Source organism: Virgibacillus xinjiangensis, assembly GCF_042643145.1.
Taxonomy (GTDB): domain Bacteria; phylum Bacillota; class Bacilli; order Bacillales; family Amphibacillaceae; genus Virgibacillus_O; species Virgibacillus_O xinjiangensis.
Window position 1 is genome coordinate 32,377 of sequence record NZ_JBHRSA010000046.1, and the last position, 17,400, is coordinate 49,776.

Sequence of the window (17,400 nt, forward strand, 5' to 3'; positions counted from 1 at the left end):
GGATAAGAATTCCTGCCTGAATGAGAAAAGAATTTAAATATTTCTCTAAAAAATCGTATAAATCTTCCAGCCAGTATATTCTCGATGGCGGTTTTTGCCATATGCAGAGAGCGGACAGTGAGAAATTATGACCTTTGATCCGTGATATTACCCGGATGAACCTCTATATAATTCTGTTTGATGTCCACATTGCTTATTTTAACGAGAGAGGTATAATGTTCTACCATCCTGTCGTCTTCTTCATCATCTGCTTCTGCTAGAACTCCGATTGCCTTGACATGTGCATGGAACTCCTCCAGTAGACTGACCATTCCGGTCACTGTGCCTCCTGCTTTCATGAAGTCATCGATGATACAGACATTCGCCCCATCTGGAAGACTGCGTTTTGGAAGAACCATTGTCTGTATCTTTCTTGATGAACCAGACACATAATTGATACTGACTGATGATCCCTCCGTCACCTTTGGATCCCTTCGCACGATTACAACCGGTACGCCTAGGAATGAAGCGACAGCATAGGCTAAAGGGATACCTTTGGTGGCAACGGTGACCACTACATCGATATTCATATTAGAAAACCTCGAAGCAAAGACACGGCCGATTTCCCTGATTTCCCTCGGGTCTCCCAGAATATCGCTCATATATAGATAACCACCTGGGAGAATTCTTGCCGGGTCTTCCAGTTTTCGGCACAATTCATTTATATATGGAATGCTCTTTTCCTTGGAAAATTCCGGAATATACCTCACTCCACCAGCAGCACCTGACGTGCGGGCAAGATAACCTAGTCCCTCCTGTTGAAAGACACTGTTGATAATATCAAGGTCTTCACTTAACGAAGACTTTGATGACCCATATATCTCAGCAAAGTAAGGAAGTTGGCGATGTTCCCGTGGATTTTCCAAAAAGAAGTTGGTCAATGCAACAAGTCGATGGCTCCTTTTCATGTACACACCTCAAAACCGAATATTTACATACAAATATACCATTTTCATACGTATTTTAGCAATAGTTAACCAAGCAATCTGACTAAGTGCACCTCATGGCAGAATCCCTGCATACTGTTGTATATGCGCTGGGCCTTGCTCTCCTGCTGAACGAGACCGTACACGGTAGGACCACTTCCGCTCATCAGCACACCCTCTGCACCTGCCTGCTTCATCTTTTCTTTAATTCTTTCCACTTCCGGATAAACACTAAAAGTGATATCTTCCAGCGAATTGCCCAAATGGGAGCACATGTCATTGAAGTTCCCATCCTCTAATGCAGATAACAGAAGGGCCGTTTCCGGATGCGGGAGCTTGCCAGGCTTCACCCGCTGAAAAATGGTTTTGGTCGAAACACCAATATTCGGTTTTGCCAATACAACCCAACAGGAAGGCGGAGGATTCAACCTCTCAATAATTTCCCCTTTGCCTTTGGCCAATGCCGTGTGTCCATGGACACAAAAAGGTACATCGGAACCAAGTTCTGCCCCTAAATCAGACAACTCACCAATCGGGATACCCAGCTTCCACATCCTGTTCAACCCGCGCAGCACAGCTGCAGCATCTGTACTTCCTCCACCAAGCCCTGCTGCAACAGGTATGCATTTTTCCACTTGGATATGGACACCTTTCTTGATCCCATACTCTTTTTTGAAAAGAGCAGCTGCTCTATATGCCAGGTTTCTCTCATCACTAGGGACATATCTGCTTTCCAAAGCCACTTTCACCCGGTCCATCTCCATTGGTCTCAGCTCAACCCGATCTGCCAGATCCACGGTCGTCATGATCATTTCAACATTATGGTAACCATCATCCCGTTTATCCAGCACATCCAGAGACAAGTTAATTTTGGCCGGCGCCTTTTCAAAAAGTGTCATCACCGTCATCCTCTTGTAAATAGATAAAGAAATTGTAACATATACAATTCGGGATAGCGACTGCTTAACCAAAGCCCGCACCACGTTCGCAACAAAAAGCAGATCCTGTTTAGGATCTGCCTTGATCTTGCATATTCTGCTCGGCCATTTCAATTGCCCGTTTGACGATGTTCCCGGCATCGCGGGCTTTTATGCCTCCCCAGCCTTCCTGCTGTACCGTGTCGTAAAATCCCAACTCCTTAGCAATTTCTTCTTTCAAATGGTCGGACATGATTCCTCTGCGTCTACCCATGAAAGAACATCCCCTTTCCTGCTGAGCCTTATCTTACGACAGTCCTAGTTTGCTTCTCTTCCCAGCAAAAACCCCCGTTATAAATAGGCAGAAAAGGAAATATTTAATTAATCGGTTACCGACTATCTAAAATTAAAAGCAGTAAACAAATAGCTTGTCTACTGCCATCTTTTAAGTATTAACTTTCCACCCTCGGGAAGTTCAATTCCACCGTTTCCGTCAAAACGTCTGCATAGCTGTAAGAAACACGTTCGAATGCATTCTCCTCCTGATCAAGCTCGACAATAAAAACAGAAGGGTACATCTCTGCCAATACGCCTGTACGCTCTATCGTCTTCCTTCTGCCTCCATTGGCCTTCAGTGTTAACCGTTGTCCAACATGACCTTCAAGACCTTGCTTAATTTCGATTAATGTTTTAGCCACTATACTCCACCTCACTGCTTTTCAGCATACCACAAATTTCATTGTTAGTCAAATAAAACAGTATATTATATCAGTATACTATTTTTTATGTCAACAATAAAATCCAGGCATTTTCCATATGATGTGTAATTTTTTACATTTTATGCATGAATTACGCTGCATTCTGCCAAAATCAGTGTATATAGTAAAAATGAATCCTGCTCCTTTATGGCAGCAGGATTCATTCCATCCGGTCTTCCTCTAGATATGGAAGGCCTGTGCGAAGAAGGCCTCGAGTTTCCACGCCTCCCATCCCTCTATCGCCCGTCAATGTATTCCTTAGTGCATCCCATACACCCACCTTCTCCATAAAAGGGGTGTAAGCAATCTTTGCGGCAATATATACAGGGTCGAGTGCATGTATGTTGATACGGAAAGGAGAACTGGCAAAATTGGCACCTGCCCTGATAAGCGATTCGAAGTGTGACTGGCATGCCCCGGCAAAGATGACTAATTGATCTAATTGGGGAACAATGCTCCTTGCTTCCCGTACAGTTTCCGCAAAATACCTGGAATGTCTGTATGCACGCAGATCACTTTTTTCTCCTTTATTTTTAGAAAAGGAATCATGGCCGGTAATAACAATAATATCGGGTTGAATTTTTCTGACCAGCCCGCCGATCTCTGATGGCATCTCTTTCTCATGCAAATGTACACCATGCACCTGCAACCCTACTCTTTGATATAAATCGATACACTTTTTCAAATAGCTTGCATCCCCATCAAGGTGAAGCACCTTCGCAGGCAGTTGAAAATACTTTGCCGTATAATGGTATCCATCGGTAGACTGGTATTCCCTCTTCTCTTTCATCAGCTGATAATCCTGACGGAACAAGCGGTACGAAGTCTCCTCCTGTTCCCTACCCTTCTTTCTTCTTTTCTCCAGCTCCCTTATGTCCACCTTTTCCAAGTCGTCGACAGGAGCATCTGCTTCCAGCCGGATATCTTCGCCATGCAGAATGGCCGTATCATTCTTGACCTCCGCCACACGGAACAACAAGTCATGCTGATGCGACTTTCTTGTAACCAATTGGCCTGTTTTCACTTCCATTCCTTCACCTCCGCGCCTCACTCCCTCCAATAGACTATGAAGCCGACAGAAGAACCGTGCCGCCCTCAGAAAAAAAGAGCCATTGCTTTTTTGCAACAGCTCTTCCTTTAACTTTCTTTTTTATAAAAAGTATTGGCTATGAGGGCGAATTCCTCCATGCTTAACGACTCCCCTCGTCTGGACCCGTCTATTCCTGTCTCCTCAAGAATTTGACCAATGGTTTCCTTGCCATACGTTTCTTTGAAGTGACTTGTCAGGTTGTTCTTCAATGTTTTTCTCCGTTGCGCAAAAGAGGCCTGTACCATGCGGAAAAAGTAATCTTCATCATTTACATGTACTGGAGGGCTTTCCCTTCTCACCAGCTTCAAGATACTCGAGTCGACATTCGGCTGAGGCATGAATACACTTTTCGGTACATTCATTACAATTTCAGCATGGGTATAGTATTGGACAGCAATGGTCAATGAGCCATAGCTTTTACTATTCGGAGAAGCTGCCATCCGTTCTGCCACTTCCTTTTGAATCATGACGGTCAAACTGTCTACCGGCAGATTTTCCCGTAGGAGTTTCATCAGAATAGGTGTAGTTATATAATATGGGAGGTTTGCCACAATGTGTATTGGCTGATCGGGTGCAAAGTTCTGAGTGATCACTGTATGAACGTCCGCCTGCAAGATATCTTGATGTGCAATGGTAATATTGGAATAGTCCTGTAAAGTATCTTCCAAGATCGGCAGAAGTCGCTGGTCAATCTCAAAAGCGACAACCTTGTCAGAATGTATGGCTAATTGTTCCGTCAACGCACCGATCCCAGGCCCTATTTCAATGGTGCCTGATTGTTTATGAATTCCAGCATGGCCAATGATATTCTCCAAAACATTGACATCCACCAAAAAGTTCTGCCCGAGGCTTTTTTTAAAGGCAAAATTGTACTTTGCCAGTATTTCCTTTGTCCTGGTTGGTGTAGCTATATATTTAGGCATGATCATTTTCCTCCTGGTCCAACTGTCTGACCGCCTGTTCAAATTGTGACTTGCTTATCTGAAAAACAGTCAACCGTTTCAATAACTGCTTACCATTTGTATGACCTATCTGCAACAATTCACCAAGCCGTTCCCGGCGGGAAGCTGCTCTCCTGCCGCCCAGAAGCCCATGCTTCAGAAGATCCTCTTTTCTAATATCGCTTTCTGCTATATCCGTCAACTCGTAGACATCTCTCAACGCTTGGCGGATTGATTCCCTGGATGCATGTTCAATCCCCAAGCTTCTATTATCTGGGTGTTTTGCCCTTGCCTTCTCTTTTGTAAGAAAGGCATGCTTGCATCCCGGTATTGCCTGATCAATGATATGGCGAATCCGCTCTCCTGGATAATCCGGATCAGTAAATATGATAACCCCGCGTTTTTCTTTTGCATGTTTAATTTGCACCAAAATATCCTCATTTATTGCAGACCCATTCGTTTCAATGGTATCCGCATCTACGGCCTGGTTTATTTTTGCTGTGTCGTCCCGGCCTTCAACGACAATGACTTCTTTTATTTTCAATGTATTTCCTCTTTCCATTATAAATAATGCTCCTACCATAATACCATGGCAGGAGCATGAATCCTATTATTCCATAACGGAAAACTAATTCAACACTTTAACTTGGACGGTCCGTTTTCCCCAACCGTAAGCTTTAGACTTGTCCGACATATGAATGTCAATACGATTTCCAACAATATGACCACCTGTATCGCTGGCTATGGCTTCTCCATATCCTTCCACCCAGACTTTTGTTCCCAGAGGTATGACACTTGGATCGACAGCCACCACCTTCTTATTAGGATTCGATTTCAAATCGATTCCTGTAGCCGTATATCCCGAACAGCCATCACAAGCTGCTGTATAGGCACTGGCCGTCATCGTATATGTTTTACCCGATGTCTGATTTTTTGACGTGGCAGGGCTTGATTCTTTATTCTGCTTATCGGCTCCTGCATTGGAAGAAGACCGATTCGCCGTTGTATTGCTTTTTTCATCTGCTAATGTAACAAGGCCTCCCCCTGTCTCCGTCTGAGGCTCTTTTGTTCCGACCGCCACTAGACGATCGACACTCTCATCTATCACTTCTTTGTCAATCAGTTCCCGACTAACTTCTTCTCCATTCTCATACGTAACTTCGAATTTTTTGAGGATTTCCCCTTTTCTTCCCTCGGTAAGGACTTTTTCCTTGCCTTTTGCCAACGAGTCATCATATTTTGTTTCCGTCTCAAAGGAGATAGGCTCATTTATCTCAGTAGTCTCCTTCTTGACCCGAACGATCGACACGGTAGTTCCTTTAGTGACTCTCTCGTCGGTGGAAGGTGTCACCCTATCATGCTTATTGATTTTTACCTGATGCTCATTCAGAAAATCTTTTACAGATCCGCCCGTTGTCCAGATCTCCGTTTCTTTTCCTCCATCCTCCAAGGTGACTGGATAGGCCTGCGTCACTTCTATATTCAAGCCATCTTCCGTCAGATCCTGGCCATTGTGGGATACTTCATCCCATTTTCCGAATTCCAATCCGTTATCTGCAAAAAATTTCTCTACTGTACTCGCTGTTGTATAAAATTGCTCTTTATTGCCATCAATCGTAACCGTTATATTCTTTGCTGTTATGTAGCTGATTTTCATTCCGTTTTCGATGGAAGCCTCTAATTGGTGGGATACCTCATCATATTCTCCCACTTCAATTCCAACTTCTTTTAGAAGTTCTTCCACAGTATCTTGATGTGTACTCACTGTCTGCTGTCTGCCGTTATCTGTGATGGTCACCTCTGCCTTCGTCGCTTCATAGAGGACCATTCCTGCAAATACCATCAGTGCTATGACACCAATACTCGAGATCACCAGCTTCCATTTAGATGCCGGCATTAGCTTTTGAACTAGTCTCATGCTTCTGCCTCCCTCTTAATGTACCCGATTATATAGAAGGGTTGCACGGAGAGACAAGGATATTTCCATTACGTTTCTATTACAGTCACATTACAGTCAATACCTACCCATTTTTTGGACGCTCTTCAAATGCACTCAAATCAGGAAGGGACAAAAATGGAAAGCGACAAAAAAAAGACTGGCTTTTTACAGCCAGTCGACACGGTTTTCCATTTTCATTACAAAACTATGAGGGTGGTTGACAAACATTATGGTTTTATTCCAAAAAATGTGCATGCATTTTCTGTCGTAATACGGCTGATATCCTCAAAAGGCATTTCTCTAAGTTCTGCAATTTTCTCTGCCACCAGTTTTACATAGGCTGGTTCATTCCTCTTCCCCCTGTTTGGGTGGGGGGCAAGAAATGGAGCATCTGTCTCTATCAGTAAGCGGTCAAGCGGCACCTGTTTGGCAACTTCTTTTGGCAAGTGGGCGTTCTTGAATGTAACTGGCCCACCGAGGGAAATATAGAAATTCATATCCAGGCAGTCCTGTACATAGTCAGCGGAGTCATTATAGCAGTGCATAATACCGCCCACTTGCCGCGCATCTTCTTCTTTTAGTATGTCAATGATATCTTCTGTTGCCTCTCGATTATGGATAATGATAGGCATCTCCACCTTTTTCGCTAGGCGGATCTGCTGGCGAAAGGCCTCCTTCTGCACGTCCTTGGGTGATTTATCCCAATGATAATCCAACCCCATTTCTCCAATGGCGACAACTTTAGGATGGGAGGAAAGCTCTTCTATCCAAGCAAGATCCTCTTCTTTCATATCAATGGCATCTACCGGGTGCCAGCCCACTGCTGCATAAATAGTATCATTCTGCTCTGCAATCTCAATGGCCAATGGGATCGTTTCATGGTCAAAGCCAACCACGGTCATGTATTCCACCCCAGCCTCCTTCGCCCGTTGAATGGTCTCTTCCCTGTCTTCGAAAAACTGCCTCGCATTTAAATGAACATGTGTGTCGAATAGCATTATGGTTACCTCCTTTGATAGGAAAAGACCAGCAGATTATGCTGGCCTTCCTCCTTTTATTTTACTACCGAACCGTTTGGCAGGGATTGCTCCACAGAGGCAAGTACCAGCTTGCCATCCTCGTCTTCCCCGCATAGGATCATGCCCTCTGACATTTCGCCGCGCAATTTGACTGGTTTCAGGTTGGTCACACAAATCACCTTTTTGCCAACCATTTCTTCCGGTTCATAATACTTGGCAATACCGGAGATCACCTGCCGCTTTTCTGTTCCAAGGTCCAGTTGCAACTTCAATAGTTTATCGGCCTTCTTCACTTTATCTGCCTTGATTACTTCAGCCACCCGCATATCAATTTTCATAAAATCATCAAAAGCAATTGGTTCTTTTTGCTCTGTTTCCTTTTCAGCGGTTGGTTCCTTTTCTGTTTGCACCGGCTTTTGCATCATATCCTTAATGGCTGCTACTTCCTGATCGACATCCAAACGCGGGAAGATCGGCTCCCCTTTTTGTACCAGAGTGCCTTCTTTAATCAATCCATCCTCATAGACACTATCCCATTGTTTATGGAACTCATCCGTCACGTTCAACTGACGGAATATTTCTGTTGGTGCCTCGGTAAGGAAAGGTTGCAGCATGACCGCAGTTTTCCGTAATGACTCAGCCAAATGAGCCATTACATTTCCAAGCCTTTCACGTTTGGCCTCATCTTTCGCCAATACCCATGGCGTTGTTTCATCAATGTATTTATTGGTACGGCTGATATACTGCCATAAGGAGGAAAGTGCCACAGAAAACTGCATGTTTTCCATTGCCTCTTCTACTTTATTGACCGTTTCTTCTGCGAACTTCTCCAGTGACTCTTCAACTTCTGTCTCAGAAGCTCGGTAAGCAGGCATCTCCCCATTGAAGTACTTCTGAATCATAGCGACTGTCCGGTTCAATAAGTTCCCCAAATCATTAGCCAGGTCATAGTTCGTACGTTCGACAAACCCTTCTGGTGTAAAGACACCATCTGAACCGAAGGGTACTTCTCGCAACAGGTAGTAACGCAATGCATCCAAGCCATAACGGTCTGTAAGGCTTATAGGATCGACTACATTCCCTTTGGACTTGGACATTTTGCCATCTTTCATCAATATCCACCCATGGGCGAATACCTTTTTCGGCAGCGGGAGATCCAGAGCCATCAGGATGATCGGCCAGTAGATCGTATGGAACCTGACAATTTCCTTACTCATTAAGTGAACATCGGCAGGCCAGTACTTATGGAACTTTTCCTCATTATCTGTGCCGTATCCTAAGGCAGTAATATAGTTGGTCAGCGCATCCACCCAAACATAAATTACATGCTTTGGATCTCCAGGAACTCTAATTCCCCAGTCAAAGGTTGTCCGGGAAACGGCCAAATCCTCAAGACCGGGTTTAATGAAGTTATTCAACATCTCATTTTTGCGGCTTTCCGGCTGAATGAACTCCGGATTCTCTTCATAATACTGGACAAGACGATCCACATACTTGCTCATTTTAAAGAAGTAGGACTCTTCCTTCACTTTATCAACAGGGCCCCCGCAATCCGGGCAGTGCCCATCTTCGAGCTGCCTTTCCGTGAAGAAAGACTCACAGGAAGTACAATACCATCCTTCATATTGGTCCAGGTAGATATCTCCCTGTTTTACCAGACGGTCGAATATCTGTGCAGCCACTTTCTTATGGCGTTCCTGTGTTGTACGGATAAAATCATCATTTGAGATTTTCAGCTTTTTCCACAGTTCCTGAATACCTCCGACAATTTCATCCACGTACTCCTGTGGGGATACCCCATTTTCTTCCGCTTTCTTTTGAATTTTTTGGCCGTGTTCGTCCGTACCTGTCAGGTACATGACATCATATCCGCGCATACGCTTATACCTTGCAACCGCATCTCCGGCAACCGTGGAATACGCGTGGCCGATATGCAAGTTCCCGCTAGGGTAATAAATAGGTGTTGTTATATAAAATGTCTGATCATTGGTTGGCATCTCTTTTTACCTCCTAGTGCCCACTGACTCAATTTTAAAAGATAGTCCTATTGTATCGGAAGTTCAGGCAAATTGCCAAATGCCCGAACACGATAGCACTATTATTGCCAATTTCTGTTTGGCAAAACTAATTTTCTAACTTTTTAAAAAATAACTTTGCCAGGGTTAGGGTTTATGGTAACCTATGGATAGGTATTTGTCGAAGTGTGACGGGGTTTTTTAGAATGAAACCAGGAATCAGCTGGCAGAAGCCAGGTCCTGCAATTTCCATGTCAAAAGGGGAGGAAATGATGAAGTCTACTGGCATTATACGGAAAGTTGATGAATTGGGACGGGTAGTCATTCCAAGTGAGTTGCGGCGAAACTTGGATATTCATGAAAAGGACTACATGGAAATCTTTGTAGAAGATAATCGGATAGTTTTAAAGAAATACCAGCCTAGTTTGACTTGCTTCCTGACAGGGGAGACCTCCGAGGAGAATTTGTCCTTGGCGGACGGTAAAGTGGTGCTCAGTAAAGCTGGGGCACAGCAGTTGTTGGAAGAAATCCAATCATATTTGTCTGTAAAATAGTTAGAAAAACGGCTATTCGCAAAAAAGCTGACCGATGCAGAAATGCACGTCAGCTTTTTTATGCAGGCCTGTTCAGACATCATCAATATGATAAGCCTGGTATACTTCCCTCTTCGGCATGGCCCGATCCTTTGCAGCGAGCTTCACTGCCTCTTTATTGGTCATGCTTTTTTCTTCGATATAGTAATTCACATGAGCAGGGATGGATAGGTGGCTCCACCATAAGTTATCATCCTGCTCCACCGCTTCATCTGCCCCTTCCACCACTAGACAGAATTCTCCTTTAGGTGGATGATCCTCTGCCCAGGAAAGGATTTCTTCCATCGAACCACGGACATATTCTTCAAACCGTTTGGTCAGTTCACGAGCCACCGTGATCCTGCGGTTGCCCAGAAACTCCTGTAGCGCCTTCAGTGTATCCTTCAGCCGATAGGGTGATTCATATAGCAAAATGGTTGCTTGGATATTTTTCAGACGCTCCAGTTCGGATGCTTTTTCTTTCTTTTTGCGGGGAAGAAATCCATAGAAATGAAATTCGTCTGATGGGAGGCCCGAACCGACCAATGCACATAGAGCTGCATTGGCACCGGGCAGTACAACAACAGGCAGGTCCTTCTCAATTGCAGCTACGACCAATTCCATTCCCGGATCGGAAATTGCCGGCATTCCTGCGTCACTGACGATAGCGATCGTCTCTCCGCGTTCCACCCGCTGCAGCAATTGGTCTTCTCTGTCCAGCTTATTATGTTCATGGTAACTGATCATCGGAGTCCCCAGTTCAAAGTGATTCAGCAGTTTCCTCGTATTTCTGGTATCCTCGGCAGCGATCAGTGAAGCAGTTTCCAATACCTTCAATGCCCGAAACGTAATATCTTCCAGGTTTCCTATCGGTGTAGGGACCACATAGACAGCTCCTACCGTTTCATCATGAAAGCTCTTCTGTATCTTCATATTGCATCCCTCCTTTGCTGCTATTCCGGATCATTTTGAGTTTCTCTTGTCGGGATAGCTGCTTGATCCGATATTCTTCGCGAAGTGCATCCTGTTTCGAGGGAAAGGTATCTGTGTATACCACCTGAAAGGGGCCGCGTCCCCTTGTATATTTAGCACCCTTTCCTTCCTGATGCATCTTTAACCGGTTTTTCAACTGATTGGTATATCCGGTGTATAACGAACCATCTCCACACTTAAGCATGTAAACCGTGTGTTCAGCCATAAATGATTTCCTCTGCTTCTTCCGTGTAGGTGCCGTCCTCTTCGTAGATATAGAGAGGAGGCAGGATTTTCATGTCAGCCTTTCCGTCTCTTGTACCCTCTATAAGCAGCATGTTTGCTTCTCTTCCCTTCTTTGGGTAGACAAATTGCAGGCGTTTCGGTTCCAGTTTGTACTTCCGGAACAAGGAAATAATATCAGCCAGCCTTCCCGGCCGATGAACCATGGATACCTTTCCACCAGGCCTTACATGCAATTTGCAAGCTTTCACCACATCCTCTAGGGTGCAACAAACTTCATGCCTGGCAATCGTTAAATATTCATTGTGATTATGTTCACTTTTTGAGGGTGTCGGGAAATATGGCGGATTACATGTCACCACATCAAAACTGCTCTGGCCGAGGATTGGCTGCATTTCTTTCAAGTCTCCATGGATGATGGAAATCTGCTCGTCCAAGTGGTTCATTTCCACGCTTCTTTTGGCCATTCCAAAAATACGATCCTGGATTTCCACCCCGGTTATTGTAGCTCTGGTACGCCTGGACAAAAGCAGCGGAATTACTCCATTCCCCGTACATAAGTCCAAAATATTTCCCCGTTTTATCGGGACATAAGCAAAATGAGCCAGCAATACAGCATCCAGTGAAAAGGAAAATGCTGTCGTGCTTTGGATGATTTTCATGCTTTCATCTGCCAGTAAATAATCGAGTCGTTCATCATCATGCAGTTTCATTATGTCTGAATCCTTCCCACTACTATTATCTTCCATCAGCTCTTCAAAACGGTAAGTCTCTTTCATTCTAAATAAAAGCTGCCCCCATATTGAGGCAGCTGATTGGTTGTTCATTTAGTTTTATTCAAGAAGTCCAAGCAGAAGATACAGTCTTCATTTTGCCTGGGACTGCCGAACTCCAGGTTACAGATATGGAAGCCTTCCTCGTATAGCCTTGCAAGGTTGTCATACCCTTCTCCGGGAAAGCTCACTCGTTTGGAAGCGGGCGTCTCCCTGGCTCCTTCTTCTTTCTCTTTATTAGTATCCAGGTGCTTTCGCAGGTTATGATTTTCCATTGCAAGCCGATGGTTTTCCTCCAATACCTGGCTCAACTGGTTTTTCAAATCACCAAGCTGTTCATATAATTCCCCGATTCGCTGTTCCATATCAGAAACCTGGTCAAAAATTTCCCTGTTTTTCACGCCCACTCACCTCATCATTCTGTGGCTTGCGCTAATATTCCTTCATCAATTAACTCATCCAGTGTATACTCGATAATTCTCCCGTTTTCCGGCAATTCTACTTGAACCAACCGCTCAAGAATATTCAACCCTACAACTTTCCCTTTACCGTAAGGAGTCTTTATGGATTGCCCGATATCCGGGAGTTCCCGCTTGGCTGTCTCATAGTCATCATTCTCATATTTCAAGCAGCACATCAGACGCCCGCACAATCCAGAGATCTTCGCAGGATTAAGCGAGAGGTTTTGATCTTTGGCCATCTTGATGGAGACTGGTTCGAAATCCCCCAAAAAAGTGGAACAGCAAAGCATTCTCCCGCATGGCCCTATCCCGCCTAGCATTTTTGCCTCATCGCGCACCCCGATTTGCCGAAGCTCTATCCGGGTTCGAAACTGGGATGCCAAATCCTTCACCAAATTCCGGAAATCAACTCGTCCGTCTGCCGTAAAATAAAAAATAATTTTGTTTCGGTCGAATGTATATTCAACATCCACGAGATTCATATCCAGTTTATGTTTCTTGATTTTCTCTGTACATACCTGGAATGCCTTCTCTGCATGTTCCTGATTTTCAACTACTGTAAGCTTGTCCTTCTCATCAGCAACACGGATTACTTTTTTCAGAGGAAGTACGACATCCTCCTCATCTACTTTTTTCTCCGTGATTACCACTTTACCGAATTCGATCCCCCGTACAGTTTCCACGATGACATAATCACCTACGGAAATGACATAATCGGCCGGATCGAAATAATATATTTTACCCGCTTTTTTAAAGCGGACACCAATAACTTCGATCACTCTTCTCACCCCTGTATTTGAAGTGTCAATTGCTCCATCACCAATGTGGGATGAATATTTTGCTTCAATTTTCTCTTTGCCTGCAAAACAGCGTTTAACACGTTGATTAGTTGTTCTTGGCTGAATGCCATTGCCGCTTTTTCAAGCAATGCATCATGCTGGGTGAAAAAAACCAATGCTTTTTCATTGCCAATATGATAATAAAGTATATCTTTAAAAGCAAGAAGCAGCAGATCCAATCCCTGTTCTTGCCCGCTTCTCTCTTTAAAATGCTGTACCCAATGGTTATGAATAAAAAGATATACATCATCCGGCTGCGACACGAACATTTCAGTCAATTGTACCACTAGTTTTCTTGCATCTGCAAACCACTCATCATCATTCAATGCAAGGGCTTCTTCAACATTATTCGTCAAAGCACTCATTAATACGGCACTATCTCTTCCCATTCCTTCGTCCATTAAATGGCGCTGGAAATGAGCTGGATTCAGAGGCTGCAAATCGATAATCTGACAGCGCGACCGGATTGTCGCAATGATCGATTGGCTATTTTCCGTCATCATGATAGCTGTCGTCTGCCTGCTTGGCTCCTCCAAGAACTTTAAAATACGATTGGCTGCGTTCGGTGTTAATGTATCGGCACCTTTAATGATGTATACTTTCTGATTGGATTCCAACCCTGAATAATTGAATTCCTTCTGCAGATTCCTTATCTGCTCTATTTTTATGGATTGCCCTTCCGGCTCTATCCAATGGACATCCGGATGATTTCCGGAAGCTATTCTTCGGCATGCATTGCATTGAAGGCAGGGATCTACACCGCTGCGCTGCTCGCAGAACAATACCTTTGCTATAAGCAGGGCTATGTCTTCTTTCCCCGTGCCACGCGCCCCTTGCAGGAGATATGCATGGGATACACGGCCTTTTTGTATGCTGTTTGTGATGATTTTCCCTGCCAGCGGTTGGATTTCCGCGACTTCCGACCACGTTTTCATCCGGCCTCCAACTTTCTATACATATATGTTCAATAGTTGCCCCTTGCAGCTGAGGCTATTGTCTATGCCATCTTTTAGAATTGATAAAACGATTCAATCGGCAAGATAAATACCGTTGCCCCGCCTACCTCTACCTTAACAGGTTTCGGAATATAGGAATCGGCATTACCGCCCATCGGGGAAATAGGAGCAACCATTTGTTCACGATGGGAACAGTTCTTCTTGATGATTTCCAAGGCTTCATCCACATACTGGTCCTCACAGCCGATCATGAGTGTCGTATTTCCCTCTTTTAGAAACCCCCCAGTCGTGGCAAGTTTGGTTATTTTAAAGTTCTCCTCACCAAGGGCGTCCATTAGTCGGTTGGTATCCTTATCTTGGACTACCGCAATAATCAGCTTCATTCAATCCTGTACCTCCCTTATTCGTTAAGATAGGAAACAATATGGGCGACGGCCTGTTCCTCCACCGCTTCCAGTGATTTTTCGGCATTCACCGCCCGCATTCGTTCCGGAAATCTCTTCAACAGTATATGATAGGCTTCATATACTCGTTCATGGAACTGTACTTCCTCCAGATCCAGGCGATTTCTTTCTCTATTTTTATTTACGCTTATTCGTTCGAGTCCTTTGGCGGGTTCGATATCAAAGAACAGAGTCAAGTCAGGCATACATCCATCGATGGCAAATTGATTGATGGAAAGCACCTCATCCATTCCAAGGCCGCGAGCATGGCCCTGATAGGCAAGACTACTGTCTATAAACCGGTCGCAAAGCACGACTTTCCCGGCTTGAAGTGCTGGTAGTACCTTTTCTACCAGATGTTGTCTCCTTGCTGCCGCATATAACAAGGCTTCTGTTCTTTTCTCCATTTGATTGTTTGTCGGATCAAGGATCACCTTCCTGATCTGTTCTGCAATATCGATACCACCTGGTTCCCGTGTTGCTAAGACTTCATATCCTTCTCCTTGAAGCTTTTTCGACACGGCTTGGAGTATTGTTGACTTGCCAGCACCCTCTCCGCCCTCAAACGTAATAAAATAACCGTTCACTGCAACCTGCTCCTTCATTCCCTGAATACCCTTATGCCTGTATTTCGCTGTTGAAGCCTAACTCCCTTTTCAAGCAGGCTAGCAAGCGTATCCATTTGGCGTGGTGTTATCCGTTCCCCTTTCATGATAAGTGGAACACCGGGAGGGTAGGGTATCACTGCCTCAGCAGCTATTCTCCCTTCTGCTTCCCGCAAAGATACATCTATATGGGTCAATTGTGTCATTTCTTGATAGGACAAAGCCAGTTCCTGAATAGGTTCAGAAAAAAACTTTGCTGTATCTATTGTAGCATGTCCTGACTTATTTTTTAATCGTTCGTTGACGCTTTTCACTGCTTTTCCCAGTTCATCCCATCTACTGAATGGGGCCAAGCCATGTATGAACAAGATTTGATTATGGGTGGCCATCTCTGGATAGATGCCTTCCTTCTCCAGTAAGCCCATTATTTCCTTTGTAGTAGATGAATGTTTCACGTGTAACGTTATCTTTAACGGGTCTTCATAGTCAGTATCCGGAAGGACGACCCAAGCGTCCGAAGATGCAAGAAGACCTCTTACTTTCCCTATGCTTTCCATAATAGTCTGTATATCCTGGAATTTTATAGAAGCTAAATATGCCCTGGCCAAATCAAGGGAAGCCATCAATGGGTAGGAAGGACTGCTTGACTGGATCATTTGCAGATAATATTCAACTCTATCCCTTCTCAAGCGTGAGGATCGCACGTGAAGGTAGGAAGCCATCGTCATTGCAGGCGCCATCTTATGGGCAGAATGTACAACTGCATCTGCTCCATAATGAAGGGATGAGCAAGGGAAAGGATGCCCTTTCGAGAAATGGACCCCATGTGCTTCATCCACCAATACCGGGATATGGTAGGAGTGTGCCAAATCAATCATTTCTTTAATGTTGTAGGTTCTGCCAAAGTAATCAGGGTATGTCAGTACAAGAGCTTTTGCCTGCGGGTGTTCTTTTAAAGCTGCCACAAGAGTGGAAGGAGAAGGACTCGTATACCGATCCACCTCTTCATCGAAATCCGGGGACAAAAATACCGGTTGTGCTCCACTCAATTCCAGTCCATTCATAATCGACTTGTGACTGTTTCGCTGCACTAGCACTTCATCTCCGGCTGAACAAGCAGCCAAGATCATCGCCAGGTTGCCGGAAGTACTGCCACCTACCAAGAAATAGGTATGATCCGCTTGAAAGTATTCAGCAGCCAATCGCTCCGCCTCAGCGATCACCCCTTCTGGCGCGTGAAGATCGTCAAGCCCAGGCAGTTCCGTCAGATCCAGTCGAAGAATAGAATCATAATAGGGAATGGCGGAGGGAGATAGCAATCTGCCATTCTTATGGCCTGGAACATGGAAGGAAACAGGCTGTTCTTGCTGAAATTCCACCAATCTATCAAATAAAGGGGTAAGTTTCTGATCCATATACATACGTACTCTCCGATTCTATAAATATTAATACTATCGTAGATCAGTAAAAAAAGCCTTTGCAAGCAAAGACTTTTCAGGAATATAGTTTGGGTTTACTGATATTTTTCAGTTTCCGTAAGTAATAGTTATACTTTTCTTCTCTTGGCTCGGTGTGTATAATGTTCTTTTCGCACTCCCTACAGATGAACATCGTGTACAAGTGAATGCCCATTTCCTTTTCTTCCTCACAAATTCCACACCGTTCGTATTGTTTAGATTGTTCCATTTCCCCACCTCCATTATCTATATCCTCTCCAAATTTCCTTATTCTTATACAAGGAAACTATGAAACTTTATATCTGTACTCTGTTTTAGCAAAACTACCAGAGTTGAAGTTTGGTGTGGAAATATAGAATCGCAGGAAGAGGAGAAAGGAATATACAAGGATACACATTTATTTCCCGGAAAATATACAGATACTGTCTATAGGAG

Annotated in this window: 20 protein-coding genes and 1 pseudogene; 1 reads left to right on the forward strand and 20 read right to left on the reverse strand. The window is 44.3% G+C overall.

The genetic code is table 11. The features are described from left to right. Positions 1-125 precede the first annotated feature (125 nt). The 10 genes from purR to metG all read right to left on the reverse strand — a co-directional run bounded on the left by purR (position 126) and on the right by metG (position 9,626). The gene (gene purR / locus ACFOGI_RS12105) at positions 126-947 is read right to left on the reverse strand and encodes a pur operon repressor (protein WP_390272854.1); all 822 of its coding nucleotides are present in this window, start codon (positions 945-947) and stop codon (positions 126-128) included. Positions 948-1,012: 65 nt separating this feature from the next. Further along, positions 1,013-1,864 carry a 4-(cytidine 5'-diphospho)-2-C-methyl-D-erythritol kinase gene (gene ispE / locus ACFOGI_RS12110; protein ID WP_390272856.1) on the reverse strand — a complete coding sequence of 284 codons (852 nt, stop codon included), beginning with the start codon at positions 1,862-1,864 and terminating at the stop codon, positions 1,013-1,015. A 109-nt stretch (positions 1,865-1,973) separates the two neighbouring features. Beyond that, entirely contained in the window at positions 1,974-2,156 is a 183-nt protein-coding gene (locus ACFOGI_RS12115; RefSeq protein ID WP_390272859.1) for a small, acid-soluble spore protein, alpha/beta type, read from the reverse strand. A 178-nt stretch (positions 2,157-2,334) separates the two neighbouring features. Continuing rightward, entirely contained in the window at positions 2,335-2,580 is a 246-nt protein-coding gene (veg, locus tag ACFOGI_RS12120) for a biofilm formation stimulator Veg (RefSeq protein ID WP_390272861.1), read from the reverse strand. 220 nt (positions 2,581-2,800) lie between these two features. Then, a complete protein-coding gene (gene yabG, locus ACFOGI_RS12125; RefSeq protein ID WP_390272864.1) occupies positions 2,801-3,670 on the reverse strand; it encodes a sporulation peptidase YabG in 870 nt (289 codons plus the stop codon). A gap of 107 nt (positions 3,671-3,777) precedes the next feature. After that, a complete protein-coding gene (gene rsmA / locus ACFOGI_RS12130; protein WP_390272866.1) occupies positions 3,778-4,659 on the reverse strand; it encodes a 16S rRNA (adenine(1518)-N(6)/adenine(1519)-N(6))-dimethyltransferase RsmA in 882 nt (293 codons plus the stop codon). Then, complete coding sequence (gene rnmV / locus ACFOGI_RS12135) at positions 4,646-5,215, reverse strand: ribonuclease M5 (RefSeq protein ID WP_390273478.1); 570 nt, start codon at positions 5,213-5,215, stop codon at positions 4,646-4,648. The genes rsmA and rnmV overlap by 14 nt, the downstream gene beginning before the upstream one ends. An 84-nt stretch (positions 5,216-5,299) precedes the next feature. After that, entirely contained in the window at positions 5,300-6,589 is a 1,290-nt protein-coding gene (locus ACFOGI_RS12140) for a ubiquitin-like domain-containing protein (protein WP_390272869.1), read from the reverse strand. 248 nt (positions 6,590-6,837) lie between these two features. Next, positions 6,838-7,608, reverse strand: coding sequence for a TatD family hydrolase (locus ACFOGI_RS12145; RefSeq protein WP_390272872.1), 771 nt, complete (start codon positions 7,606-7,608; stop codon positions 6,838-6,840). 56 nt (positions 7,609-7,664) lie between these two features. Continuing rightward, positions 7,665-9,626: a methionine--tRNA ligase gene (gene metG, locus ACFOGI_RS12150; protein ID WP_390272874.1), complete on the reverse strand. Its 1,962-nt coding sequence runs from the start codon at positions 9,624-9,626 to the stop codon at positions 7,665-7,667. 290 nt (positions 9,627-9,916) lie between these two features. On the opposite strand from metG, the gene ACFOGI_RS12155 reads away from it, so the two are divergent. Next, positions 9,917-10,198, forward strand: coding sequence for an AbrB/MazE/SpoVT family DNA-binding domain-containing protein (locus tag ACFOGI_RS12155; protein WP_390273481.1), 282 nt, complete (start codon positions 9,917-9,919; stop codon positions 10,196-10,198). A 72-nt stretch (positions 10,199-10,270) separates the two neighbouring features. Here ACFOGI_RS12155 and rsmI read toward each other — a convergent pair whose 3' ends face one another. From rsmI to ACFOGI_RS12205, 10 genes and pseudogenes are all read right to left on the reverse strand, one after another. After that, positions 10,271-11,149, reverse strand: a complete 879-nt coding sequence (rsmI, locus tag ACFOGI_RS12160; protein ID WP_390272875.1) for a 16S rRNA (cytidine(1402)-2'-O)-methyltransferase — start codon at positions 11,147-11,149, stop codon at positions 10,271-10,273. Then, positions 11,124-11,414: a GIY-YIG nuclease family protein gene (locus ACFOGI_RS12165; protein WP_390272877.1), complete on the reverse strand. Its 291-nt coding sequence runs from the start codon at positions 11,412-11,414 to the stop codon at positions 11,124-11,126. The genes rsmI and ACFOGI_RS12165 overlap by 26 nt, the downstream gene beginning before the upstream one ends. Further along, positions 11,407-12,144: a tRNA1(Val) (adenine(37)-N6)-methyltransferase gene (locus ACFOGI_RS12170; protein ID WP_390273483.1), complete on the reverse strand. Its 738-nt coding sequence runs from the start codon at positions 12,142-12,144 to the stop codon at positions 11,407-11,409. Before ACFOGI_RS12170 ends, ACFOGI_RS12165 begins: the two co-directional genes overlap by 8 nt. A gap of 110 nt (positions 12,145-12,254) precedes the next feature. After that, the gene (gene yabA, locus ACFOGI_RS12175) at positions 12,255-12,605 is read right to left on the reverse strand and encodes a DNA replication initiation control protein YabA (RefSeq protein WP_390272879.1); all 351 of its coding nucleotides are present in this window, start codon (positions 12,603-12,605) and stop codon (positions 12,255-12,257) included. Positions 12,606-12,619: 14 nt separating this feature from the next. Then, a complete protein-coding gene (locus ACFOGI_RS12180) occupies positions 12,620-13,444 on the reverse strand; it encodes a PSP1 domain-containing protein (protein WP_390272882.1) in 825 nt (274 codons plus the stop codon). A gap of 5 nt (positions 13,445-13,449) precedes the next feature. After that, the gene (gene holB, locus ACFOGI_RS12185) at positions 13,450-14,439 is read right to left on the reverse strand and encodes a DNA polymerase III subunit delta' (RefSeq protein ID WP_390272883.1); all 990 of its coding nucleotides are present in this window, start codon (positions 14,437-14,439) and stop codon (positions 13,450-13,452) included. 74 nt (positions 14,440-14,513) lie between these two features. Continuing rightward, a complete protein-coding gene (locus tag ACFOGI_RS12190; RefSeq protein ID WP_390272886.1) occupies positions 14,514-14,843 on the reverse strand; it encodes a cyclic-di-AMP receptor in 330 nt (109 codons plus the stop codon). Then, positions 14,812-15,490 (reverse strand): annotated as a pseudogene (gene tmk / locus ACFOGI_RS12195) (dTMP kinase). Before tmk ends, ACFOGI_RS12190 begins: the two are co-directional and overlap by 32 nt. A gap of 14 nt (positions 15,491-15,504) precedes the next feature. Further along, complete coding sequence (locus ACFOGI_RS12200; protein ID WP_390272889.1) at positions 15,505-16,929, reverse strand: aminotransferase class I/II-fold pyridoxal phosphate-dependent enzyme; 1,425 nt, start codon at positions 16,927-16,929, stop codon at positions 15,505-15,507. Positions 16,930-17,002: 73 nt separating this feature from the next. After that, on the reverse strand, positions 17,003-17,194 hold the full coding sequence (locus ACFOGI_RS12205) for a sigma factor G inhibitor Gin (protein WP_390272891.1): 192 nt from the start codon (positions 17,192-17,194) through the stop codon (positions 17,003-17,005). Positions 17,195-17,400 lie beyond the last annotated feature (206 nt).